Raw genomic sequence first — 23,874 nt, forward strand, 5'->3', positions numbered from 1 at the left:
TTCTATTGGATATTAAAAATGGAATTTTACCAATGCACTAGGGGCGCTTTGATTTACGCCATCAACACCGTATTTATTTTTCCAATAGCTATACTCCATACCGACCTCTAAGCGATTATCAATACCGAGTACGTCTTGTATATTGTACTTAATTTGAGGGTTGATATGGATATTGTCTTCAATGTCATCGTTATTGAATGAATAATCGATAAAGCCATCCACGACAAAATTATTGCGCTCCCAACCATAGGTTAAGGTGATTTGTTGATCATCGTCCGTATTGTCATTAAAGGCATGATATAGCGTCGCGGAAGCAAACGTCGTTCCTGGAATAGGGACATTTAAATCTGCACCAATACCAACCAGATAGTTATCTTGGTCAAAGCCAGTACTGTTTGAACCAAATTCATAGGTGGCGGCTAAATTAACCTGCTTGATAAAACTGTCATCGAAAGTGGCTATCTTGAATGTGGGAGACAGCTCGCCATAAGTTTCTCTAAATCTATTATTTTCAATATCGTCGGCACCTTGATTTCGATCGACAAAGAAAAACACGCCACCCCAGTCGTGTGCAGAGACATGTTCTAATGTAACAGTCGTCAGCTCTCCATCTTCTACGAGGTCATAATCACCGCCGTAAAGTACGGAGACACTGGTATCGGTAAAAAAGGTCTTCGCCTGAATGCTAGACATACTTCCTAAAGCCGCGATAGCAACGGCCGCCATAGACAGTGGTCTCATAAAAGACGGTTTTTGGTTGGATGGGTTAGTATGACTAGGGAGGCTTGTGAGTAAATTAGAATGCAAAATATGACTCCTTCATATAAAATTGATTGTTGGTTATCCTAAAACTGCATCATCGATCATTTATAGCAATGGGATTTTATCTTTTACCAAAAATCAGGATTGCTGGTTGGTAAACATACTCTTAATGCGTGTTTTTCTGAATAATGGTTGGTTAATAGTATTTGAGTGCCCACTACTAAAGAGTATTCAAGAACCATGCCACAAACCAGTTATGCTGCTATCAACGTCAAAGCTTATTGGGTTTTAGGGATGATTTCTTGGATTTTAGGGCAGTTATCTATTGATTTTGGTACAAAGTAAGCAAAATAGCCTTTGATACTTCTCAAATGCGAAAGCCAACTTTCGTATATGTAAATGGATATAGAGAACAACGCTTTTTCAAGCGTCAGAGGTTCTATAGAGGCACCAAAATAGGTATCTGTATGCCCCAAATTGGGTCGTCTGACTGGTTTTGATCAATTGATAGGCATATTATTTAGAAACCAAATGGATATAAAAAAGCCAGCTAATAGAGGTTAGCTGGCTTTAAGTTCGTACATATTTGATGTCACTATTTTCTAACTGGTTAGCTTTGTTCGCTTTCTAACTCGATACGCACATGCCAGTCAGTGATATCGATCTCATGGCAGTTATTACCCTCGCCATTGATACGATCAATAACTAAGAAATCACTGTCACGCCCAAGAGCGAGTAGAGGGTGATGCCAGACATTGGCATCGTACTGTACGCCTTGGTGAGACTTAGCATAAAACACGGCCAGATCGTCAGCAGACTGCGGCGGTACACCAGCTTTGGCCACGACAACAATATAATCTTGCCCCTCCATAGATACAAATGCCTGTGTTCCAAGCGGATGGTATTCCATGACCGAGAGTGCAATCGGATTCTCACGTTTCTTGGCCCGAAAGATACTCATACCAACTGAGCCACCGTCAAGCTTGCTTTCGGCGAGTGCATGATGGCGAACCGCATAGCCATTATTGATCTCATAAGTATTGTCAGCGGTTTGCTGATCAATACTATAGCGCTCGATGACCGAGCCATAGGGGGCAAAGTTTGCCTTGGTCAAAGGCTTGGCTGTTAGAGCAACTCCCATTACTTTGCCTCTTTACTATCAATATCAGTACCAGTGTCAACCTCAGCAATTTTGCCATATACACGCACGCGGCTGATGCCGCCGTCTGGGAAGATATTGACCCGAATATGAGTGATGGGTTGGTCAATTTGGAGCTGTTCTTTACCAAAATGATGAATGTCATCAGCATTGGTTTTTTGCGGCTCAAGCAGAGTTTCCCAGAACATACTTTGAGTCACTAAAGTTTGCTCTGGCGTATTTGGTGAGTAGACGGCTTGAATCGAGACTTTATCAGGATAATTACCCTTAAAGTGAGCAGTATCTATCTCGATGGAATCAACGATACCTGATTGACCTAGCGCGATAATGCACCAGTCATTGCCTGGCTCACGGCGACGACGAGTCTCCCAACCATCGCCCATGTTAGGCGCTTTAGTCGGTAGCAGTAAATTACTAGCAGCACCAAAGTGTGCGTCGTTACTGGCAATGGCGCGACCACCGTTTAACGCGCCCGCCAAGTCAAGCGTTTCACCTTGGGTATTAAGGCTGGCATCAAGTTGAATATTACCATAGACACGTAGTCGGGCAACGCCACCATCTGGATAAATATTCAAACGAATATGGGTCACGGTTTGCCCATGATCAATCTCGACAAGCTCATGATTGTGACCTTGCAATGGGGTCATACCTACTAGCGCCTGCCAGTTTTTACCGTCCCAGTCTTCTTTGCTTAGACTGGTAAGTTCAGTTTCATCTTGCTGCATTAGCTCTGGCGCGTACAAGGCATCGACACTAGCGGAAGAGGGGAAGTTACCCGTGAAGTGACTGGTATCAATATCGAGACCAGCTATTTTGGTTGGGCGGGCGAGTTGAATCACTAAATAATCGTAACCCAAATGGCGTTTACGACGTGTTTCCCAACCGTCCATCCACTTACCGTGGTCATCGAACTTACCAACTACAAAGATAGGTGCATCAGGATTTAGAATACGGCTTTTATCCGCAAAAAAATCATCGGTGGCGAATAGCGATTTTGCGCCCAAACGACTGTCGGCGACGTTTGATTTTTTGGTAAATGCTGGCAGGGTATCAGGTAGATTGTTTGCGGAGATAATTTGTCCAACTTCTGAAGTATTTTGACTCACAATGATTCCTTTTTTAATAATGGTGTGTGTTGATAGTGTGGGTACTATCTTATTTATTAATCTATGCCAATTCGTACGCGCTTAGCTAAGTAGAACGAGTGCTATGACGATAGCCTAAGCTTACATCCAGTTAGCAGTGTTGTCTGACGTAGCAGGATGGTTTTCGTACCAGTGTTTAGCGATATCATCACGGCGGCATATCCATACGTCGGGCTTATTGGTGATATATTGCAAAAACTGCTTTAGCGCTTTGATACGTCCTGCACGCCCAATAATGCGGCAATGCAAGCCAATGGTCAGCATTTTAGGGGTATGTGCGCCTTCTTCGTATAAGGTGTCAAAGCTGTCTTTAAGATACTGATAAAATGGTTCAGCATGGGTGAATCCCGGGCTAGAAGAAAAACGCATATCGTTGGTCTCTAGGCTATAAGGTATGACCAAATGCGGCTTGCGCGTGATCAGATTGCCGTCTTGGACTTTTACATTGAGCCAATATGGTAACTCATCACCGTACGAGTCAGAGTCATAGGTATAACCGCCTTGTTCAGCGACCAGTTCACGAGTATTTGGACTATCGCGTCCTGTATACCAGCCGAGAGGCTGTCCGCCTAGCATACGTTTAAATATCTGGGTGGCACAGCGAATGTGCTCACGTTCCGTCTCACGGTACATATCCTGATAAGTGATCCAGCGTAGACCATGACTGGCAATCTCATGACCATCTCTTAATACACGCTCGATAATATGTGGTGTTTTTTCGGCGGCGGCAGCACAGGTAAACGTGGTGATTGGCACGCCATACTCTTTAAAGACATCCAGCACACGCCACACGCCGACACGGCTCCCGTATTCAAATGCAGACTCGATCGACTGATGCCGGTTGTTAAATGAGGGGGTGCCTAAGATATCTGATAAAAAGCGCTCTGATTGTCCATCGCCATGCATGACGCTGTTTTCTGCCCCTTCTTCGATATTTAGCACAAACTGTACTGCGATTTTTGCGCCACCTGGCCAGTTTGCTTTTGGTGGATTATCACCGTAGCCTTTTAGGTCACGAGGATAGGTGCTCATATCAAAGTCGCTGGTAATTTTTCGAGTCATCATTCATGTTCCTATAAAGTAGTGCTGTCGGCTGATCAGTTAAAGCGACGATGCGTATGCCACGAGCTGCTGACGCTCTGCATCCGTCAATTGAGTAATATTACCAAGCGGCATATAGCCAGTTTGTACCGCAGTGACGATTTTCGCTTTATGTATTTTTAGGTCTTCTGGTGTCTGCAAAATGATACCAGCTGGCGGTGCGACAAAGCCTTGTTGCGTTGGCTGCACCGCATGACAGGTGCTACAGCGCGTATGTACGACATCCATCATCGTGTCATCTGCTGACGCGCTCACTGGTACGGCTTCAGCAGTGGCAGTATCATTACTCACACTGTTATTAGAATTGGTATTAGCATTAGTCACGGTATCAGAGGTGCTTGTATCAGTAGTCGCATTTGTAGTTGGCGGCGTGCTATCAGTCGTTGTAGGCACTACTGCGGCAGTAGCAGGCATTGCAGTTGCTGGCTCAATCGGCTCAGGTCGCATCCAGATAATCAACAATACGGTTAATATGGCTGGGATGACCAAGTAGCGTGGTTTTTTATGACCCAAATGCTTTTGGTTAAAGTAATGACGGGCAGTTGCGGTGATGATACCGACGAAGACCAATACCAACCAGCCTTGCTCATGAGCATACATCATTGGGTAGTGGTTGCTGATCATGGTAAAGATGAGTGGTAGGGTAAAATAGTTATTCATCAGTGAGCGGTTCTTAGCTTGTAATGCCAATTCAGCCACTTCTTTACCGGGCTTTTCGCCGCGCCGCACACAGTCAACGAGTGCGCGCTGAGCCGGCATAATACCGAAGAATACGTTACCTACCATCACCGTGCCCAAGATAGCACCGATATGAATAAACGAGGCGCGATCACTAAACAGCTGATAAGAACCCCAGCTCGCGATGACCAGTAAGATAAAGATCAGCGTACTAAAGATAAACGCGTTTTTACCCAAATGACTGCGCACGATAACTTCATAAATGAAGTAACTACCAAACAAGAAAAGCAAGCTGGTGGCGATGGCACCGATACTAGTAAAAGGTACTTTGCTTGGGTCGATCAGGTAGGCAGTTGCATTGGCATAATAGACGATAGACATCATCGCCGCACCCGTCAGCCAAGTAGTATAAGCTTCCCACTTAAACCAATGTAGCGTCTTTGGCATCTCTTCTGGTTCGAGTTTGTATTTGGCAATCTCATAAAACCCGCCGCCATGGACGGCCCAAAGATCACCTGAGATACCTTTGTCTGTTTTCCACTGGGGCGGTTTGCGTAGGCTCAGATCTAGCCACACAAAATAAAACGATGCACCAATCCATGCGACTCCAGCGATAACATGGAACCAGCGGAAAAACAAACTTAACCATTCAAGAAGATAGGCGCCCATGCGGTAAATGTCCTTTAATATACGATGTCTTAATAGAATCTCTTGGTAATGTCTTTTAATGAGGTGTACTGATAAGCTGTGCTGATAACAGGCAACGATTTTTGCTGAGTGTCATTCAAGTACTCGATATACTCATGACGTCAGCACACTTATATTTGTATTTTCATGATAAAAATGCGCACCAAAAATACAGCCTGTTACGAGCCTATGAGCCGCGATAAGTACTATAACCATGCGCACTAAGCAGGAGTGGTACGTGATAATGACTGGCATCGTTTACCACAAAGTCGATGACCACTTGCGGATAAAACGCTGTCAGCTGCTGAGCATCAAAATAAGACTGAGTATCAAAGGTCACGGTATAGCGCCCGATATCTAGCTGACGTTCAATGCTATCGATGGCTATATCAAATTGCCAAGCATCTGGTGTGACACGGCCATCACCATTGGTTGTACCGCGCGCCAATAGTATGGTGACACCATTGTCTTGTACACGGTGCAAGGTAACGGCGATATCTGAGGCAGGCTTACCAAGATGAGTGTCTAAGATATGTGACGATAAGGTGGCAGACATGAGGCTTCCTTTGTATTCGTGAAAAATATAAATAGGGTGAAAATGTTAGTCTAACTCTGCGACTACTATTTGGTTGTCGAAGCATTACCTAGCAATTTATTTAAACGTAAACGCGTAATTTTATTCTGTTCGGCCGCTGCATTGGCAAGCTCTGTAGCACGATCATCAGGCAGGCGTGCTAGCAGTAGATCAAGCATTTGCTGCGCGCTTTTGCCTGTCGCAAAGACAATAAAAATAAAACCAAATTTATCAAGATAGTCTTGATTGCCTTTGGCAAGTGCTTCGAGTACGTCGTCTGCTGCATCGTTAGCGCCAGATTGCTCATGTGCGGCGCTACTTTGCGTATTGCGATACTTCTCTTTTAGAGATGCCACGTTACCGATTTGTGGATGCCCATCAAATGCTTCTAGTAAATTGGCGTCATCAGTTTGCACTTCCTGCCAGATAGCATCGCTACTTGCTAGGAGTGCATCAACGTCTATAAAGGGGCGAGCGTCAGCCAGTTTGTCAGCCCAAGCGCTACTGGTACAACAGCCTAAGAGTTGTGTGACAGCGACTTCTTGAGATAAATCGTTAAATTGCGCTAAGGTTAAGCTCACGATGACCTCCTTTTTTAATATGACAACCCATTATGTGTATTGGGAAATAAATCGTTAGTAGTGGTTTATACCTTGCGGTTATTCGCATAAACTTGACAGTATCATCACAGGTGTTAATAGCTGCATAGGGTTTCCGTCTTTTGTCTTGTATGTTTTGGTCAAATGAACATATCAGCGGTACTCGACTTCGACTGGTAAGCTTTCTGCTGATAATGACCTGACAATACAAAACAGACTGGCTGAGGAAACACTGATATTTTAGCGGCAAAACTGACAGGCCAATCTCGTTTGAATGGTAATGTGATTGCTTTATAGCTACCATTCTGCTAAAACCTGACTAATTGGTCAACTGTTTTATCAGAAATATTTTTATTGGGTATAATGTGCTGCGAAAACCTGTGCACTCAACCATGAATAGACCAAAGAAGACAGCGACTATGTTGGTCGACCCTGCTACTCGGAGTGAGATACCACTACTATGACTCAAGACAATCAAAAAGAAGACATCCTTACTACTGACGCGCCCTTGCATCGCAGTCAACAAGACACGCGTGCGCACAATCAAGCATTGATACTGGCCGCGGCCGAAGAAGAGTTTGTACTCCAAAGCTATCGCGGCGCGACGATGCAAGGAATTGCCGATAGGGCAGGATTGCCCAAAGCCAATGTTCACTATTATTTTAAAAACAAAAAAAATCTCTATATGGCGGTGTTACGCTCGATCATTCAGGAATGGAATGAAGGCTTGGTGACCATGACAGTGGATAGTGATCCAAAAACAGTCATTGAAAAATTTGTCCGTACCAAGCTCCATCAAGCCTTTGTCAATCCGAGTCGTCATAAGCTGTTTGCTATTGAGGTCATCGGCGGGGCGCCGCACTTGCATGAGTTCATGTCTACAACGATGAAAGAGTGGGTAAACGATAAAGCGCGAGTCATGAAAGAGTGGCATAAGCAAGGCAAAATTGGCATCACCGATCCTCTGCAGCTATTGATTTTGATATGGGCGACGACCCAGCGTTATGCAGAGTTTGAGAGTGAGATTGTGGGCTTGATGGATAAGACGGCTTATGATGCAGAGGATGAAGCACGCGCAGCAGATTTTTTAGTGCCCTTTATTTTACGAGGCTGCGGACTTGAGTGATGACAGAATCTCTATGCTATAGTTGATTCAGTTTCAAAGAGAGTGAAAGCAATCGAGCGCAGATGTAACTGTGATACTTCAAGTAAGGTTAACGCTGTCATTCTTTTATAGCGGATTGATTATAATAAGCGAGGTGCATAGATTGACGCTATTGCACCTCGCTTGCTTTTAAATACTGATAACTGCTGCTAGATATTCGGTTTTAAGCGACTTCACTAGCGGGCGTTAAGTCATCTGTAGCCTGCTGTTCTGCAGTATCAAATTCAGCACCGTAGTTCTTGGGTAAAATCATATCAAGCGTGATGGCCACAATCCCTGACATCGTTACTGCTGAACCAAAGATGTTTTGGAAAAATTGCGGCGTTTGTGAGAGTACATCAGGAACGAAAGCAATACCTGTCGCCAGACCCAATGAGGTGGCAATGATCAAGACATTACGATGGGTGAAATCGACGGTAGATAGGATACGAATACCGGCAGTTGCTACAGTCGCAAACATCAATAGCGTGACGCCGCCAACGACAGGTTTGGGTAACTGCGTAAAAATAGCACCAAGGACAGGAAACAACCCCATCAGGCACAGGATGCCGCCAACATAAAAACCCACATAGCGACTGGCGATACCCGTCATTTGAATCACGCCATTATTTTGGCTAAAGGTCGTCACAGGAAAAGTATTGAATACGGCTGCAATCAGAGAATTGACACCATCGCCCAACACGCCGCCTTTGATGCGTTTTTCATAGAGAGGGCCTTTGATAGGTTCCCCCGAAATCATGGAAGTGGCCGTCAAATCACCTGAGGTTTCAATACTGGTAATGATGTACATAAAAGCAATGGGGATAAAAGCCTGCCAATCAAAACCAAAACCGTATTTAAACGGAATTGGCACCGTAAAAAAAGCCGCTTCAGAAACCAGTGAAAAATCAATACGACCCATAAATACCGCAGCGATGAGTCCGAGCATCAAACCGATAAAGATGGCGCTTGAGCGAATGACCTTATTATTAATAATACTGATAAGCACCACGCTCACTAGTACGCCACCGCCCAACAGTAAGTTTGGAATACTACCAAAATCTTCCGCACCAAACCCGCCTGCCAAGTCAGTGAGACCGACCTTTGTTAAGGACAAACCAATCGTGACAATCACGCAGCCTGTCACGATAGGGCTCATAAATGATTTGAGTTTGGTGATAAATTGACTCAAAAATATCTCAACAAATGCGCCGAGAAATGAGACCCCAAAGATAACCGATAAAATCTCTTCAGGACCGCCGCCACGGTTTTTTACCACAAAACCCGCCGCCAGTACTGCCGCCAAAAACCCGAAACTGGTCCCTTGTAGTGCCATAAGGCCAGAGCCGACAGGCCCTATTTTGCGAGTTTGGATAAAGGTCGCAACGCCAGATACAATCAATGACATGCTGAGAAGGTAAGGGATGTGTTCTCCCAGACCTAGGGTGCCGCCTATGATTAATGAAGGGGTAATAATGCCAACGAAAGCTGCCAATACGTGCTGTATGGCACCTAAAAATGCTTTGATAGGGGTGGGGCGGTCATGCAGTCTATACAATAAATCGGTATTTGCTGAAACGTTTTCACTCATGGTGGTCTCCTCCTAAGCTAACTGCTTAGCACCCGCTCAACTGTCACGATCAGACAACGTCGTAAATCATGCGATAGGGGGTAAAACCCAATTCTTGATTTGTTTTTTATCGATGTAAACAACAGAGGGTGCGCATCTGACTGGATACTAGCTAATAACAATAATCCATCTTTGTTGGCTAAAAATCCAATAACCTGACCAATTAGTCAGCTCTATTTAGGGTATAGGTAAAATGCAAGTCATTGCAATGTTTTTTTTGGTACTACTAAGTTTACGGGTTTGTTACGCAATAAAAAGAATGAGGGAGCACAAGTAAATGACATCTAAGAGGGTAAATATCGTTTGTCAAAAGCAGGCGTCATTGCTTCTACTGCGACGATCGACCAACCAAAAAATCCCCAACCATACTCACTATGGTTGGGGATTTTTGATGTGCCAATGATTTAAGTAATCAAGAATAAACTGACCATTGTAGCCAAAGATAGATAAGGTACTTTAGCGACACTCAAGGCATTATTTTGGGCTTGATGACCAGACAGGTGAGCGAATGATACCTTGTCCTGATTTACCGAATGCCTCGCCACCATTGAGCGATTTGATGGTCAGTATGCCTTTACCGCCTTGGGTTGACGCATAGACCACGCGCTTACCATTAGGCGAGAAGCTTGGTGCTTCATCAATACCAGTATTGCCAAGGTTGGTCGTCACAGCGCCGTTACTGTTCATAATAGCGGCTGAGCGTCCACTCAAAAAGGCGATTTGTGTGCCGTCACTACTGAACTGCGGACTGGTCGCATAGCCACCGTTTGATACTTTGGTGGTGCGTCCTGAGCCAAACTCATAGCGATAGACTTGTGGTTTGTTAAATCCCGTTCTATCACTGACGTACACAAACGACTTACCATCTGGTGCATAGCTTGGCTGCACTTCACTGCTTGGTAAATTGGTGAGTCTTCTAGGTGTACCGCCGCTCGCACTCATCTCATAGATATCGGCACTGCCTTCATAGCTACTGGAGAATAGTATTTTGCTACCATCAGGAGAGAAGGAAGGACTTAAGTTACTGCCCGCAAAAGGGGTCAATACGGTTGCACCGCCACCACTGACGTTTTGAACATAGATGATAGGATAAGATTGTTCACGTTGTACCGAATAGGCGATACGGTTGCCGTCTGGTGACCATGCTGGTGAGAAGATAGAGCCTGCCACTTCAGTGATGGTTTTTGCGTTTTCGCCATCAGCATCCATGACTTTTAGACGAGATACTTTTTGTTTGCCAGTGCCCGTTTCCTCAATATAAGCAATACGCCCTGAGAAATCACCTGGAATCCCAGTAACCAGCTCATAGACTTTGTCAGCGATGACGTGACCAGCATAGCGCATGCTCTCGCGGTTGTTATCCGCAGTTAGGCTTTGTTTGCCCTGTATCACGCGACCAGATTTTACGTCGATGACTTCATAATCGGTGACTATTTTGCCACGATTGGTACGCGTACTGCCGACCACCAAATAAGGAATACCCATGCTTTGCCACACTGGTAATGTGCCTGCCAGCTCACTACTGCTGTGTGGCTGCTGCGGCAAGTCTGTATTGGTCACTGTTAACTCTGTTTTGCTCAAATCATTTAATATCACAGGCGACAACACAGTATCACCAGCAAACGCGACAAACGCGACTTGGTTTTTTTGGACTGGAATATCGTAGTCCAGCTCTAAAACGACAGGGGCCGCGAGCAAATTTGGAGATACGAGTAATGCAGCGGTGCTAGCAAGTAGAGAGACCAGGAGTTTCTTATGAGTGCGCATGAGTAAATGGAGCTCCTAAAATTAGTATATATGCATGTTAGTATTTGATCGTTTTTATAGTCGATGAGGCTAGCATGTAAAGGAAAAAACCGATGCGATACAAGCCGCTTAACGTCACGTTATCAATAATACAAGGCGCTAGCAACTGATTAATTACTGCCCTTAAACTGTATGGTAAAAGTAGGGTATTTAGGGTCATCAGCATCAATGGGCAGGCTGCCTGTGTTCAATACCGCTTGTCTTGCCGCTTCATTGACGGCGCTGTCAGATCCAGAGGCCGTCACATTCACCACATCACCATTGGCATTGACTGTGATCGTCAATGTCGTGCGCTGGGTCGAGCCTTTCGCTGCGGTCGGCGGTGTATAATTACGTTTGACCAAGCTGATGATTTCATTGTTGCTGGCACCGCGGCTACCACTTGATGCCGAACGGCTACTGCCTTTGGCTGTGCTAGAAGTTGAGGTATCACCAGAGAGGGTTGACTGTCCATCTGAGAGGCTAAAGGTTTTGCCTGCATTGCCCGCACCACTGGTATCAATCTCTATATTGCGATCGTTGGCTGTGGGGCGTTTTATTTTAGGTGGGTTATTTTGTTTTTGGCGAAAGTCACCGAGCTTTTTTTGTTCTTCTATGAGTTGCTCTCTTTTACTTTGATCGACTTGATCCAGCTCATCCATGGCAGACTCGTCTAACTGTGCTGCCCATTCAGCCATTTTATTCTCATATTCTTGGTTTTGCTCTTGTAGCCGCTGATGATGATCTTTGCTCATGAGTACAGGCTCACTGGCCGCCTCATCAGATCGCGTAAACACAGGGACACGCTGAGAGTTGGGCTGAGTTGAGCTTTCGCCGCTGCTACTGCTAGAGGTCTCTGATGGCATGGTACTAGACGATGCACTGCTGCTGTCTGCTTGCATGGCACTAGCGGCTGCCTGATTTGCCAGTATCTGCCCTTGCATGTCAGCGAGCTGTTCGGGGGATACCATGACCGTCTCGATGCTACCAGCAGTCTCAACTTCAGTGGTTTGGTAGTTATAAACCAGTAGCCCAATTATTAGACCGTGTGCCAGCAGACTGAGTAGCGTAGGCCATGTCAGCCCGTTACCTTCAGGTTCGGTGGGTATATAGACGGCAGGCGCATTATGCATGGTATGGACACTCATGAACGTGATTTATCGAACTGACTGGTTCGTTGGTTTGGCTGATTTGTCGTATTGAACAATAGGGTATGGCCTGCTTGCTAAGCGTATGACTATGGACGTGATGGCGTAGGCAGCGGCGCACCCGTTAATAATCCTACTTTTTCAATACCTGCTTGCTGCAAGGTTGCCATCAGGGTCATGATGGCACCGTATTGATTGTTTTGATCCGCATTGATCATCACTTGTACGGGTTCTGAGCCTGTACTATTGCTTTGAGACTGTAGATTAGACAACGTGTTAATCAGTTCAGGCTCAGTAACCGGCACGTCGACATTGTCTTCATAACTGATAAAAGTCTCCCCTTTGTCTGTCAAAGAGACAATAACCGGCAGCTGATTTTGATTCATGGTGTTGGTTTGCTCTTTTGGTAAGTCCACATCGACACCTGTAATCAGCATTGGCGCGGTTACCATAAATATCACCAATAGCACCAGCATAACGTCAATGTAAGGGACGACATTCATCTCGGCATTTAGTGATTTTTTCTCACGGCGATAGGGGTTTGGTTTCATAGCCCATTCACCTGATTGATATTAGGTTGAGGGCTAACTGGTGCTTGCACACTGGTTTCACGCTGTAGCATGCCTGTCATCTCATCACAAAACAGTGCACGTGAATCATAGAGGCGACTTGATTTTGCGGTGAAATGGTTATACGCCAATACAGCAGGAATGGCAGCAAACAGACCCATGGCAGTGGCAATCAGCGCCTCAGCAATACCAGGTGCGACCGAGGCGAGGGTGGCTTGCTCAGTTTGTGACAGTCCCAAAAACGCATTCATAATGCCCCAGACTGTACCAAACAATCCGACATAAGGCGCGACCGAACCAATACTCGCCAGCGTCGTCAGTCCTGACTCTAATAATTGCTGCTGACGACCTAGGCCGACGCGCAGCTTACGCTCGACACCATCGATGATGTCATCTTTTGGTTGACGCTTCTTATGCATTCTAAGGTATTCTGAAAAACCCACATAAAATATCTGCTCCAGCCCCTGACGATCAGGTGAGCCTTGAATGCCTTGGTATAGTTTGGCCAAATCTTCACCTGACCAAAACCACGTCTCAAATTGCTGATCAAAGTTTTTGGCCGTACCGAGACGCGCACTCATACGGAAGATAATCACCCAACTGAGTAAGGAAGCCAGTAGCAATAGTGCCATGACGATTTGTACCAATAGGCTGGCTTGGGTAATAAGATCGACAATATTTAATGATTCAGGCATGTAATAGACTCACGGATAATTGACAACAGCTGGATGACACCATGACATCCAAATCAGACGAACCTCAAAAAACTCACTCGCTACCAGTATCAATGCACACTAGAGGCGCTTTATCAAAAACTCAAAGCCTTGTTTTATAATCAAAGCCTTGTTTTATAAAAGGTCATTTGATAACAAAGACGCTCAGTGAATCATCGACATAATAACCCCCTAGTTTACTTCTAAATGAAGCAAAGGTCATTATTAATGTGACAAACCAATAGAAAGTATGACCGTCTAAATATTAACGGCCTAATGTAATGACAGCAAGCATGCGTTATATCAGTGCTGCCCATGAGTGCATTTATCCAGAATAAGGCGAGTAAAGGTGTATTTGTATAGACCTTTACTGGTCGTGCCAGTGTCATCTTGAATTGTAATTTTGTATGAATGAGGCATTATCAGCGATTGAGTTTGTAAGATAACTGGTCTAATATGTTACGCTTTGTTACTACATTATTCTTGTTTTAACAGGGCTTTTTTCTTGTTGAAATGATAGTTGATTTTAAGTAGTGGCGACTTTTTATTAGCCGTCGGGGGCGACACTTATGAATGCAATTGAACGCTATTTTGGGATTAATGGTGAAAACACCACGATCAAAACAGAAATAATCGCTGGTATAACCACGTTCTTGACGATGGCTTATATTATCTTTGTTAACCCTAACGTCTTAGCAGACGCAGGTATGGACAAAGGTGCTGTGTTTGTTGCAACTTGTCTTGCGGCCGCGGTAGGGTGTTTTATTATGGGTATTTATGCCCGACTACCAGTGGCGTTAGCACCAGGAATGGGGCTCAACGCCTTTTTTACCTATGGCGTCGTTTTGGGTATGGGCTACGCTTGGCAGACCGCGCTCGGTGCGGTGTTTTTGTCTGGTTGTATCTTTGTATTATTGAGCCTGTTCAAGATTCGTGAAGCCATCATCAATGCCATTCCAACCTCTCTCAAACATGGCGTGGTCGCTGGTATTGGTGCGTTTTTGGCGTTTATCGCGCTACAAAGCGCCGGTATTATCGTCAATCATGATGCTACATTGGTCGGTCTGGGTGACATGACCTCGTTTGGTCCTGCCATGGCTTCATTGGGGTTTGTGGTCATTATCGGTTTGTCTTACAAAAGAGTCCCAGGTGCCGTCACCATTGGTATTTTGCTTGTCGCTTTGATTAGCTTGCTTATGGGCTATACACAGTTCACTGGTATCGTATCGGCACCGCCTTCTATTGCACCGACGCTGATGCAGCTTGATATTGCGGGTGCATTCGATGTGGGTATGATTAGTGTGATCTTTGCGTTCTTGTTTGTGGATTTATTCGATACTGCGGGTACATTGATTGCCACTACTAGCCAAGCCAAATTGATCGACAAAGATGGCAACATTCCTAACATGGGCAAGGCGCTATTGGCAGATTCTACTGCGACAGTCGCAGGTTCATTGCTCGGTACGTCATCGACAACCAGTTATATTGAAAGTATCTCTGGAATCGCCTCAGGCGGCCGTACAGGCCTCATGGCAGTGACGGTTGGGGTGCTATTCTTACTCAGTATTTTCTTCTCTCCATTGGCAGGTATGATTCCAGCTTATGCGACAGCAGGCGCGATTTTTTATGTGGCCGTACTGATGATGGGCACGCTAAAAGACATCGAATGGAGCGATCTAACAGAAGCAGCACCCGTAGTCGTCGTATTACTATTCACGCCGCTCACATACTCTATTGCCGATGGCATTGCATTGGGTTTTATCACCTTCACTGCAGTAAAAGTCGTTGCGGGCAAGTTTGCTGATATCAGCATTGCTGTGTGGCTTTTGACGATTATCTTATTGGTTAAGATTATCTTCTTATAGCATACTGACAACGGTCTCGATTTACTCAGCCGTGCCTGAATACTGATGTATCAAAGAAAACCCCCTTTATCATTGATTGATAAAGGGGGTTTTTCTTTGATAGTGCATCGTTTGTTAAAAATGATGCACTATAGATAAAGTACTTGTCAGACAGCAGGACGCTAACCCCATCTACAAAGTGACAGGGTACCAGCCCTACGTAATGTTCTTAGACCCGCGTCAAATAGCCCTGTGTCCCCTCTGACTGACATCAATTGCAGGTGTTTGACATCAGTTATGTAGACTAATATTTTGGCCTTAGAGCTGCGTAGTGGCATTACAATCAATCGGCAATAGTAAACAAAAAAACGTAACCAAAGCGTCATGCTCATTAATTACAGCATAAGCTATTGTTATTTAAAGAATTATTTATTGATAAAAATGAGAAAAATCGTTAGTTTGAAATTTTTTTTCATGATATTATAGCCACGTTAAGCGCATCACCTCAATCAACGCCGTAGAGGTTTTTCTTACAGTGAATTAGCGTCACCTAAGATGATAGATTTGTGCTTATTAAAGCGACCGTATGTCGTTTCGATAAACTGGTATCTGACCATCAAACTCCTTTCACTACTGACAAGAAGAAGGCACTAATGCCGCTTAGCTTTATGTTGTTGCCTTTGTATTGTTAACGTAGCCCGTTTAACAGTCGAACGACCTACTTAACCGTCTCCAGCCTCTGCTGGATTTTTAGTTTTGTGATGGCGCCGTTTGGTCTTTTGATTATTGCTGTGAATATCCGTTAATAACCCCTATTATCGAATAGCGGTTATGAGCAGTTATACAGGACGATCAAACTTCCTAAAGCACCATTTATTATGGTTTTTAAACGATAGTTATGGAGTTATTATGAACCCAGTAGATCAGTTTACCCCGCAAGAGCCTATCTTGTTTTCCGCTGTTGATTTGCTGAAGCCGGCATATCTTACTCAGTCATTAGAAGCGCTACATACCCGTATTTCACCGCTATATAGTGTGGATGAAGTGCGTTGGTTGTCTGAGCTGTTACCACTTGCCAAACCTAGCGATGAAGAGCGCGATGCTGCTGCTGAGCAAACCCGTAAGTTGGTCGAGCATGTGCGTAATGATGGCAAAGCCGTCAAAATGGTCGATTCATTGTTGCTTGAGTATAGCCTTGATACCCAAGAAGGTATCTTGCTCATGAGTTTGGCAGAAGCGTTGATTCGTGTGCCAGACAACTATACGGCCGATGCTTTGATTCATGACAAAATGAGTGTGGCTGATTGGAAAAAGCATATCAAAAATGACAATGGTTTTATGGTCAATGCTTCTACTTGGGGCATGATGATGACGGGCCGCGTCGTGAGTATTGATAGCAGCACGACAGCGTCAGGTTTCTTAGACCGTATGACTAAAAAGATGGGCGAGCCTGTCATTCGTAGTGCGATGCAAAAAGCCATGCGTATTATGGGTCATCAGTTCGTATTGGGCGAAACCATTGAAGACGCCAATAAGAACAGCCAGCCGTATCGCAACAGAGGTTACACCTACTCATTTGATATGCTAGGTGAAGCGGCCATCACGCACAGAGATGCTGAAAAGTACTTCAACGACTATCTGCATGCCATCAAAGCCACTGCGAGCATCAAAGTTAAAGACGGCATGCCGAAGCCATCAGTGTCTATCAAGCTATCAGCACTGCATCCTCGCTACGAAGCCACGCAAGAAACGCAAGTCATGGGACTGCTGCGTCAACGCTGCATGTTGCTCATTGAAGCGGCACGTGAGGTCAATGTTGATCTCAGTATCGATGCTGAAGAAGCGGATCGTCTTGAGATTTCTCTAAAACTGTTTGAGTCTTTGTACCGTGATAACTTAACGGCTGGCTGGGATGGCTTGGGTATCGTTGTACAGGGTTACTCTAAGCGCGCTATCGCAGTGCTTGCTTGGTTGGCTCGTTTATCAAGTGAAGTAGGCGATCGCATCCCAGTACGCTTGGTAAAAGGCGCTTATTGGGATACAGAGATTAAACTGGCGCAGCAAAAAGGCTTGTCAGGCTATCCTGTATGGACTCGCAAAGAAGGCACGGATACCGCTTATCTTGCTTGCGCGCGTTTCTTATTATCAGATCATTTGCGCGGGCTAATCTGGCCACAGTTTGCCACGCATAATGCCCATACGCTAGCGTCAATCATTACGATGAGCGCGCATAGAGACTTTGAGTTCCAGCGTTTGCATGGTATGGGTGATGCACTCTATGATCATATTTTAGATGCTTATCAGATTCCAGTACGTATCTATGCACCAGTAGGCGCGCACAAAGACTTACTACCGTATTTGGTACGTCGCTTGCTTGAGAACGGCGCAAACAGCTCGTTTGTCCATCAGTTACTGGACAAGTCTTATCCTATCGATAAGCTGACTGTACATCCATATGACAAGCTGCTGGCCAATGCCACATTGAACAACCCAGATATCCCATTACCATCGGAAATCTATGGTGAACGTCGTGCCAGCTTTGGTCCTAATATCTTTATTGATTCGCAGTGGGCTCCGTTTACAGCGGCTATCGATAGCCACTTAGATAAGGCTTGGACAGCGACACCTATCATCAATGGCAAAGCCGTTAATGATTACGAAGTAGAGGGCACAACGCATCAGCTGGATGCTCAGACAGTACGTGCACCTTGGAACCATGAAGTTAGCGCTGGTGAAGTCAAATATGCTAACGCTCAATTGGCTCGCCAAGCCATCGATGCTGCTGTTGCCGGTCAAAATGAGTGGCAAAATGTAACAGCTGCGAGACGTGCTGAGATATTGCGCAAGATTGCAGATTTATACGAAGAGAACTATGCTGAATTGATGGCATTGTGCCAAGTCGAAGCGGGCAAGACTCTGCAAGATGGTATTGATGAGATCAAAGAAGCGGTTGATTTCTGTCGTTTTTATGCAGACGAAGCCGAGCGCTTAGAAGCGACTGCGTATGAGTTTACCGATTTGTCTGGTAAACAAGCCCGTCAAGTCTACAAAGCACGTGGTACTTTTGTCTGTATCAGTCCATGGAACTTCCCATTGGCAATCTACACCGGTCAAATCGTGGCGGCACTAGCTGCAGGTAATACGGTAGTGGCCAAACCTGCTGAACAAACCAGTTTGATTGCGCACTTTGCTGCACAGCTTATGTATCAAGCGGGTATTCCAGCAGGGGCCTTGCAATTGGTCACTGGTGCAGGTGATGTAGGCGGCGCATTGACGGCGGCTGACAACATCGCAGGTGTGATCTTTACAGGTTCTACTCAAACCGCGCAGCGTATCAATCAAAGTCTGAACGACCATGCACAAGCCAGCGGTGAGCTGCCAGTATTTATCGCAGAAACTGGTGGTCAGAATGCGATGATCGTTGATTCAACGGCACTGCCAGAGCAGGTCGTTAGAGACGCGGTATTATCAGCGTTTGGTTCAGCGGGTCAGCGTTGTTCAGCTTGTCGTATCTTGTGTGTACAAGAAGAAATGGCAGATGATTTGATTGAGCTACTACAAGGCAACATGGCAGAACTGTCTGTTGGTAATCCACTTTATGCTGCCACCGATGTGGGCCCAGTGATTGATGCGGATGCCAAGCAAGGCCTAGAGGCGCATATCGCGCGTATGGAAGCTGAGCCAACCGCGACGATTTTGGCACAGACACCAATGAGCTCAACCTCGGTCGTGAGCCAAGATCAGTCTACGTTTGTATTGCCAACGGCGATTGAAGTCAAAAGCATCGATGTCATCGGCGGTGAGCACTTTGGCCCGATTTTGCATGTACTGCGTTACCAAGCTCGTGATTTGAACAAGCTGATTGATGCGATTAATGCAACAGGTTTTGGTTTGACTTTGGGTATCCACAGTCGCATCGAAACCACTACTGAGAACATCGAGCGCCGCGCGTTTGTCGGTAATACCTATATTAACCGTAATCAGATTGGTGCTGTGGTCAACGTCCAGCCATTTGGTGGCTGTGGTCTGTCTGGTACTGGCCCAAAAGCGGGTGGTCCACACTATGTATCACGCCTCATGCAGCTAGTCTCAGAACCAGCGACTGATATCGAGGCTAGCAATAGCCAAGCCCAAACCACCACTCAAACAGAACTTGCATAAGGAGTAGCATCATGGCGACTGAATTCAAAAAAAATCATGCACAGGTCTGTGAGTCTTGGAGATTACTGGGCGCAGTAAACCGTGCAACCTATCTACAGGCAGCCATTCCAAAGCTGGCGCTGCTAACTGGTGATGCCAACAAAGCCAAGCGCTTATTCAATCATCTATTGAGTGCAGCACCTAGCTTGGATGAGATGCATCGTATGGTTGGTGCCACTGGTGAGTCAAACGACTTGTACGTCACTGGCCGCGGTAAGACAATGGTTGTGGGCGGTGAATCTGCCCGTGCAATGGCCGTACTAGGGCAGCTGGTTGCAGCACTATTGACAGGCAATGAAGTCATATTGCATTGCCCAAGCCAAGATGAGATGTGTGTTGAAGCAGCAAAAGTGCTTTATGAAACTGGTATCAGCGAAGATGTATTGAGCGTTGCTAACGACTCACAGACCATCACCTTGTTGCATATCGATCGTCTTGCACAAGTGGCAGTGTCTGGTAGCAGAGCTGATGCACAGACCATCAGCCAAGAGCTGGCTAATACTGATGGTATTTTGACTCAAGTCATTAGCGTAACTGATATGGAAGGCTTGTCAGAGATGTTAACGCCTGATTATCTGCATCGTTTTGTCACTGAGCGTGTTAAAACAATCAATACCACCGCTATCGGTGGTAATGCGAGCTTACTTGAGCTTGGTACTTAAGCTTAGTACTTAAGATTAGCATCTTGAATCGACTGTCGTTTGGTACCCCTATAAGTGCCAAACGAGATATTTTATAAGATACTTAAGAAAAACCGCTATCTGATGACAAGTCAGATAGCGGTTTTTTTATGTTTTTCAATTGAGATTTGATGGCGGAGGATTATTCAGAAATATCCACCCATACCCAGCCATTCTCTACCCATTCGCTTAAATTGTCTGCATCGATATCTGTGACATCACTGTGTTGTAATTGCTCGCCATTGGCCAAGCGTACCAATACCGCTATCGACGCGTCATCTAGCCCATCGATACGTTGGCCATTGGCATATAGCACGATGCTATCACTGGTCTGTCTATAGAGTAAGCGATTGCTATAGTCAGCCTGTAATGTGGCACCTTCTGACAAAGCTTGCATTAACTCATCTGTATCCAAAGTCTCTTCTGGCATCAGCGCGTCATATTGGCGTTTGCTCACGACTTCTGAGACTGCTTGGCGAATCATGTCATCACCGCGATCAGATTGTAGCATTTGTAGTAGCTGAGCTTTAATCGCTTGGATACTGTCAGTTTTTAACTCACCCGAGTTCTGTAACGCTTGTGGTAGTAGCATCGGGATAAACAAACGGCTGTCATTGGTTGCGATATCAGCCACACTATCAATGATTTGCATCAAGTTGGGACGACGACAGCCAAATGAGAACGTCAGACAATCATCCTGTGCGACACCGAAATGCGATAATTTTGGTGGTACGTATAGCACATCGCCCGCTTCTAATATCTCATCAAATATAATCTCGCCCATATCGTCAAACAAGCGCAGAGGCTCATCAGCGACGAATTCCGTTTGGTCATCACAGATCTTGCCTAACTGCCAGCGTCTAGCGCCATAGCCTTGTGCCAAAAACACATCATAATCGTCATAATGCTTGCCGACTGAACCGCCTTTTGGTGCATAAGAGACCATGATATCATCGCGCTGCCACTGAGGAATAAAGTCAAACGCTTGCCATAATTGCCCCAGCTCTGGTGACCATTGCTCAAGGTTTTGTACCAGTACCGTCCATTGTTCGGGCACACTATCAAAATCAGCTTCAGTCAACGGGCTTTTTTTGAGTTGCCACTGTGCTTGGCCTTCGGTCTTGGTTGCTGCTTGAGTCAGCAGACGCGCGCTAGCATCTTCTTCAAGCGCAAGACCAATCATATCATCTGGCTCAAACATATCGATTAGCTGTGGCAAACCTTGTTTGATAAGGAGTGGTTTTTTTTGCCAGTATTCAGTCAAGAACTGCTCAGGCGTGATAGAGTCGGGTAAACAAAGAGGGATAGAAGTCATTGATAAATCCATGTTTTAAATAGGTACGAGATTAATAAAAGGGATGCTTTAAAGGAAGGGTTTAATAGTTTATGATAATCACCTATCTGATGACTGCCATTTGTGCGATGACGTTTATACAATCATGGCTATCAAAATAATAGTGGTTATCAGAGCATTCACTCAATCGTAGGAACGTTATGAAAAAGCTGCATTTTATTGTCATCATTGCTAGCGTGTTTTTGCTACAAGCCTGTGTTCATAAACTCGTCACAGTACCCGCCAAAATCGCTTACAAAACCACTAAAGGCGTGGTTAAAGGCACGGTTGCTGTGGGTAAAGCCATCATACCAGGCGACAGTGATGATGATAAAGACGATAAAAAATAAAACCTTACTTCTCGACTATGGATTTTGAATTAAAATCAATCATAGTGCTCAAAGTAAGGTTGTTTATTTAGCAAGACAACAATTTTATAAGATAAAACACTAGCAAGGTAGGAGCGCGTAAGTAATTTTATGCGCTCCTACCTTTTTAATTTGACCTTATCAGCGATTAAAGCTTGGCAATCCAATCTTTAATCGTAAGGGCTTGCTCAGTAGCATTACCAATATAAGTCGCTGGTGTCATGTCACGTAGGCGTGCTTTATCAGCGTCGCTCACGGCAGACAACTCATCACTTTCGACAAACGTTAGCATGGCTTCGCGTGTCATAGCGTTACCACGGGTCAATGCTTTAAGCTTTTCATATGGGTTCTCCACACGGTAGCGACGCATCACGGTTTGAATCGGCTCAGCCAATACTTCTTGTGCATTGTTCAAATCATCATTCAAACGCTGCGCATTTAATTCAAGTTTACCAACGCCTTTTAAACAAGCGTCAAAAGCAATCATGCTTTGTGCCAGACCAACACCGATATTACGCAATACGGTAGAATCTGATAAGTCACGCTGCATACGTGAGATAGGCAGTTTTTCGCCCAAATGTGCAAGCATCGCATTCGCAACGCCCAAGTTGCCTTCTGAGTTTTCAAAGTCAATCGGGTTGACTTTATGCGGCATGGTAGAAGAACCTACTTCGCCGTCTTTTAGACGCTGTTTGAAATAGCCTAAGCTGATATATTGCCAAATATCACGGTTAAAATCGATCAAGATAGTATTGAAGCGTTTGACGGCATCAAATAGCTCAGCGATATAATCATGTGGCTCAATCTGAGTGGTGTAAGGGTTAAACGTTAGCTCAAGACGCTCACCGATGAAGGTTTCGGCGTGTGTCTGCCAGTCTACATCAGGATAGGCTGAAAAATGAGCGTTATAGTTACCAACCGCGCCATTGATTTTACCCAATAGCTCAACTTGACCAATTTGTTTGATTTGGCGGGCTAGGCGATAGGCCACGTTTGCCATTTCTTTACCAAGGGTCGTTGGGCTAGCGGTCTGGCCATGTGTACGCGACAACATAGGCTGCTCGGCGTGAGTGATGGCCAAATCAACGATGCTATCGGTCACTTGCTGCATTTTAGCAACCACAATCTCACGGCTGTCTTTGAGCATCAAGGCATATGATAGGTTGTTGATATCTTCACTAGTACAGGCAAAGTGAATGAACTCAAGAGAGTCAACCAAAGCATCCTGACCACGGAATTTGTCTTTGATGAAGTACTCAACTGCTTTTACATCATGATTGGTCGTGGCTTCGATGTCTTTGATGGCTTGCGCATCTGCTTCGCTAAAGTCATCAACAATTGCATTCAAGAAAGCATTGGTCTGGTCATCAAATGCTGCTAATTCACCAATTGCGCTGTTGTCAGCTAGAGATTGTAACCAGCGGATTTCGACTGTCACGCGGGCTTTGATTAGACCGAATTCAGACAAATAAGGACGTAAACTGTCAGCCTTTGATGCGTAACGACCATCAATTGGAGAGAGAGCGGTAAGTGGGGTCATGGTATCGCCTTTGAATTAACAGGAAGTGAATGAATACTACAGCAGGAAAATTTTGGTCGCGTAATTATAGCAAAAGTTGACATAAAAAAGGGCGTGTTAGCATACTGTAGACGGATTATTAGTGATTTAAAAAGCCGTTATAGGAAAAAAATGAGTCATTTGTTAGCTGGTTGAACGGGTAAGAACGGAATGATAAATGATTGAGTATTATTGAT

General features: G+C 45.1%; 19 protein-coding genes. 5 read left to right on the forward strand and 14 right to left on the reverse strand.

Annotated features, from left to right (window positions below):
- Positions 1-12: 12 nt before the first annotated feature.
- From I6E86_RS04830 to uraD, 7 genes are all read right to left on the reverse strand, one after another.
- Complete coding sequence (locus I6E86_RS04830) at positions 13-741, reverse strand: DUF5020 family protein (RefSeq protein ID WP_197175741.1); 729 nt, start codon at positions 739-741, stop codon at positions 13-15.
- A 631-nt stretch (positions 742-1,372) separates the two neighbouring features.
- Positions 1,373-1,903, reverse strand: coding sequence for an ureidoglycolate lyase (locus I6E86_RS04835; RefSeq protein ID WP_197175743.1), 531 nt, complete (start codon positions 1,901-1,903; stop codon positions 1,373-1,375).
- Complete coding sequence (alc, locus tag I6E86_RS04840; RefSeq protein WP_197175745.1) at positions 1,903-3,027, reverse strand: allantoicase; 1,125 nt, start codon at positions 3,025-3,027, stop codon at positions 1,903-1,905. Before alc ends, I6E86_RS04835 begins: the two co-directional genes overlap by 1 nt.
- 120 nt (positions 3,028-3,147) lie before the next feature.
- Positions 3,148-4,128, reverse strand: a complete 981-nt coding sequence (gene puuE, locus I6E86_RS04845) for an allantoinase PuuE (RefSeq protein ID WP_197175961.1) — start codon at positions 4,126-4,128, stop codon at positions 3,148-3,150.
- A gap of 39 nt (positions 4,129-4,167) precedes the next feature.
- Entirely contained in the window at positions 4,168-5,514 is a 1,347-nt protein-coding gene (locus I6E86_RS04850; RefSeq protein WP_194363121.1) for a urate hydroxylase PuuD, read from the reverse strand.
- 205 nt (positions 5,515-5,719) lie between these two features.
- Positions 5,720-6,088: a hydroxyisourate hydrolase gene (uraH, locus tag I6E86_RS04855; protein ID WP_194363122.1), complete on the reverse strand. Its 369-nt coding sequence runs from the start codon at positions 6,086-6,088 to the stop codon at positions 5,720-5,722.
- A gap of 65 nt (positions 6,089-6,153) precedes the next feature.
- A complete protein-coding gene (gene uraD, locus I6E86_RS04860) occupies positions 6,154-6,687 on the reverse strand; it encodes a 2-oxo-4-hydroxy-4-carboxy-5-ureidoimidazoline decarboxylase (protein ID WP_197175747.1) in 534 nt (177 codons plus the stop codon).
- A gap of 478 nt (positions 6,688-7,165) precedes the next feature.
- Here uraD and I6E86_RS04865 point away from each other — a divergent pair, with 478 nt between their 5' ends.
- Positions 7,166-7,831 (forward strand): TetR/AcrR family transcriptional regulator, encoded by a 666-nt coding sequence (locus tag I6E86_RS04865; protein WP_197175749.1) that lies wholly within the window; start codon positions 7,166-7,168, stop codon positions 7,829-7,831.
- Between the two features lie 202 nt (positions 7,832-8,033).
- Here the strand turns inward: I6E86_RS04865 and I6E86_RS04870 are convergent, their stop codons facing one another.
- The 5 genes from I6E86_RS04870 to tolQ form a co-directional block, all read right to left on the reverse strand.
- On the reverse strand, positions 8,034-9,440 hold the full coding sequence (locus tag I6E86_RS04870; protein ID WP_197175751.1) for a nucleobase:cation symporter-2 family protein: 1,407 nt from the start codon (positions 9,438-9,440) through the stop codon (positions 8,034-8,036).
- 513 nt (positions 9,441-9,953) lie between these two features.
- Positions 9,954-11,246 carry a PD40 domain-containing protein gene (locus I6E86_RS04875; protein ID WP_197175753.1) on the reverse strand — a complete coding sequence of 431 codons (1,293 nt, stop codon included), beginning with the start codon at positions 11,244-11,246 and terminating at the stop codon, positions 9,954-9,956.
- 149 nt (positions 11,247-11,395) lie between these two features.
- On the reverse strand, positions 11,396-12,412 hold the full coding sequence (locus I6E86_RS04880; protein ID WP_227680536.1) for a cell envelope integrity protein TolA: 1,017 nt from the start codon (positions 12,410-12,412) through the stop codon (positions 11,396-11,398).
- Between the two features lie 89 nt (positions 12,413-12,501).
- Positions 12,502-12,963, reverse strand: a complete 462-nt coding sequence (tolR, locus tag I6E86_RS04885; RefSeq protein ID WP_197175755.1) for a protein TolR — start codon at positions 12,961-12,963, stop codon at positions 12,502-12,504.
- Positions 12,960-13,676 carry a protein TolQ gene (gene tolQ / locus I6E86_RS04890; protein WP_194363128.1) on the reverse strand — a complete coding sequence of 239 codons (717 nt, stop codon included), beginning with the start codon at positions 13,674-13,676 and terminating at the stop codon, positions 12,960-12,962. The genes tolR and tolQ overlap by 4 nt, the downstream gene beginning before the upstream one ends.
- Positions 13,677-14,263: 587 nt before the next feature.
- On the opposite strand from tolQ, the gene I6E86_RS04895 reads away from it, so the two are divergent.
- From I6E86_RS04895 to I6E86_RS04905, 3 genes are all read left to right on the forward strand, one after another.
- Positions 14,264-15,559 carry an NCS2 family permease gene (locus I6E86_RS04895; protein ID WP_197175757.1) on the forward strand — a complete coding sequence of 432 codons (1,296 nt, stop codon included), beginning with the start codon at positions 14,264-14,266 and terminating at the stop codon, positions 15,557-15,559.
- Between the two features lie 888 nt (positions 15,560-16,447).
- A complete protein-coding gene (gene putA, locus I6E86_RS04900; RefSeq protein WP_197175759.1) occupies positions 16,448-19,699 on the forward strand; it encodes a bifunctional proline dehydrogenase/L-glutamate gamma-semialdehyde dehydrogenase PutA in 3,252 nt (1,083 codons plus the stop codon).
- 11 nt (positions 19,700-19,710) lie between these two features.
- Positions 19,711-20,400 (forward strand): 1-pyrroline-5-carboxylate dehydrogenase, encoded by a 690-nt coding sequence (locus I6E86_RS04905; protein WP_197133488.1) that lies wholly within the window; start codon positions 19,711-19,713, stop codon positions 20,398-20,400.
- Between the two features lie 160 nt (positions 20,401-20,560).
- On the opposite strand, the gene I6E86_RS04910 is transcribed toward I6E86_RS04905, so the two are convergent.
- Positions 20,561-21,733 carry a cupin domain-containing protein gene (locus I6E86_RS04910; RefSeq protein ID WP_197175761.1) on the reverse strand — a complete coding sequence of 391 codons (1,173 nt, stop codon included), beginning with the start codon at positions 21,731-21,733 and terminating at the stop codon, positions 20,561-20,563.
- Positions 21,734-21,912: 179 nt separating this feature from the next.
- On the opposite strand from I6E86_RS04910, the gene I6E86_RS04915 reads away from it, so the two are divergent.
- Positions 21,913-22,101: an NF038104 family lipoprotein gene (locus tag I6E86_RS04915; RefSeq protein ID WP_194363133.1), complete on the forward strand. Its 189-nt coding sequence runs from the start codon at positions 21,913-21,915 to the stop codon at positions 22,099-22,101.
- A 166-nt stretch (positions 22,102-22,267) separates the two neighbouring features.
- Here the strand turns inward: I6E86_RS04915 and purB are convergent, their stop codons facing one another.
- Complete coding sequence (gene purB, locus I6E86_RS04920; RefSeq protein ID WP_197175763.1) at positions 22,268-23,659, reverse strand: adenylosuccinate lyase; 1,392 nt, start codon at positions 23,657-23,659, stop codon at positions 22,268-22,270.
- Between the last annotated feature and the right edge of the window lie 215 nt (positions 23,660-23,874).

Origin of the sequence: Psychrobacter sp. SWN149 (genome assembly GCF_015864565.1) — a bacterium.
GTDB lineage: Bacteria > Pseudomonadota > Gammaproteobacteria > Pseudomonadales > Moraxellaceae > Psychrobacter.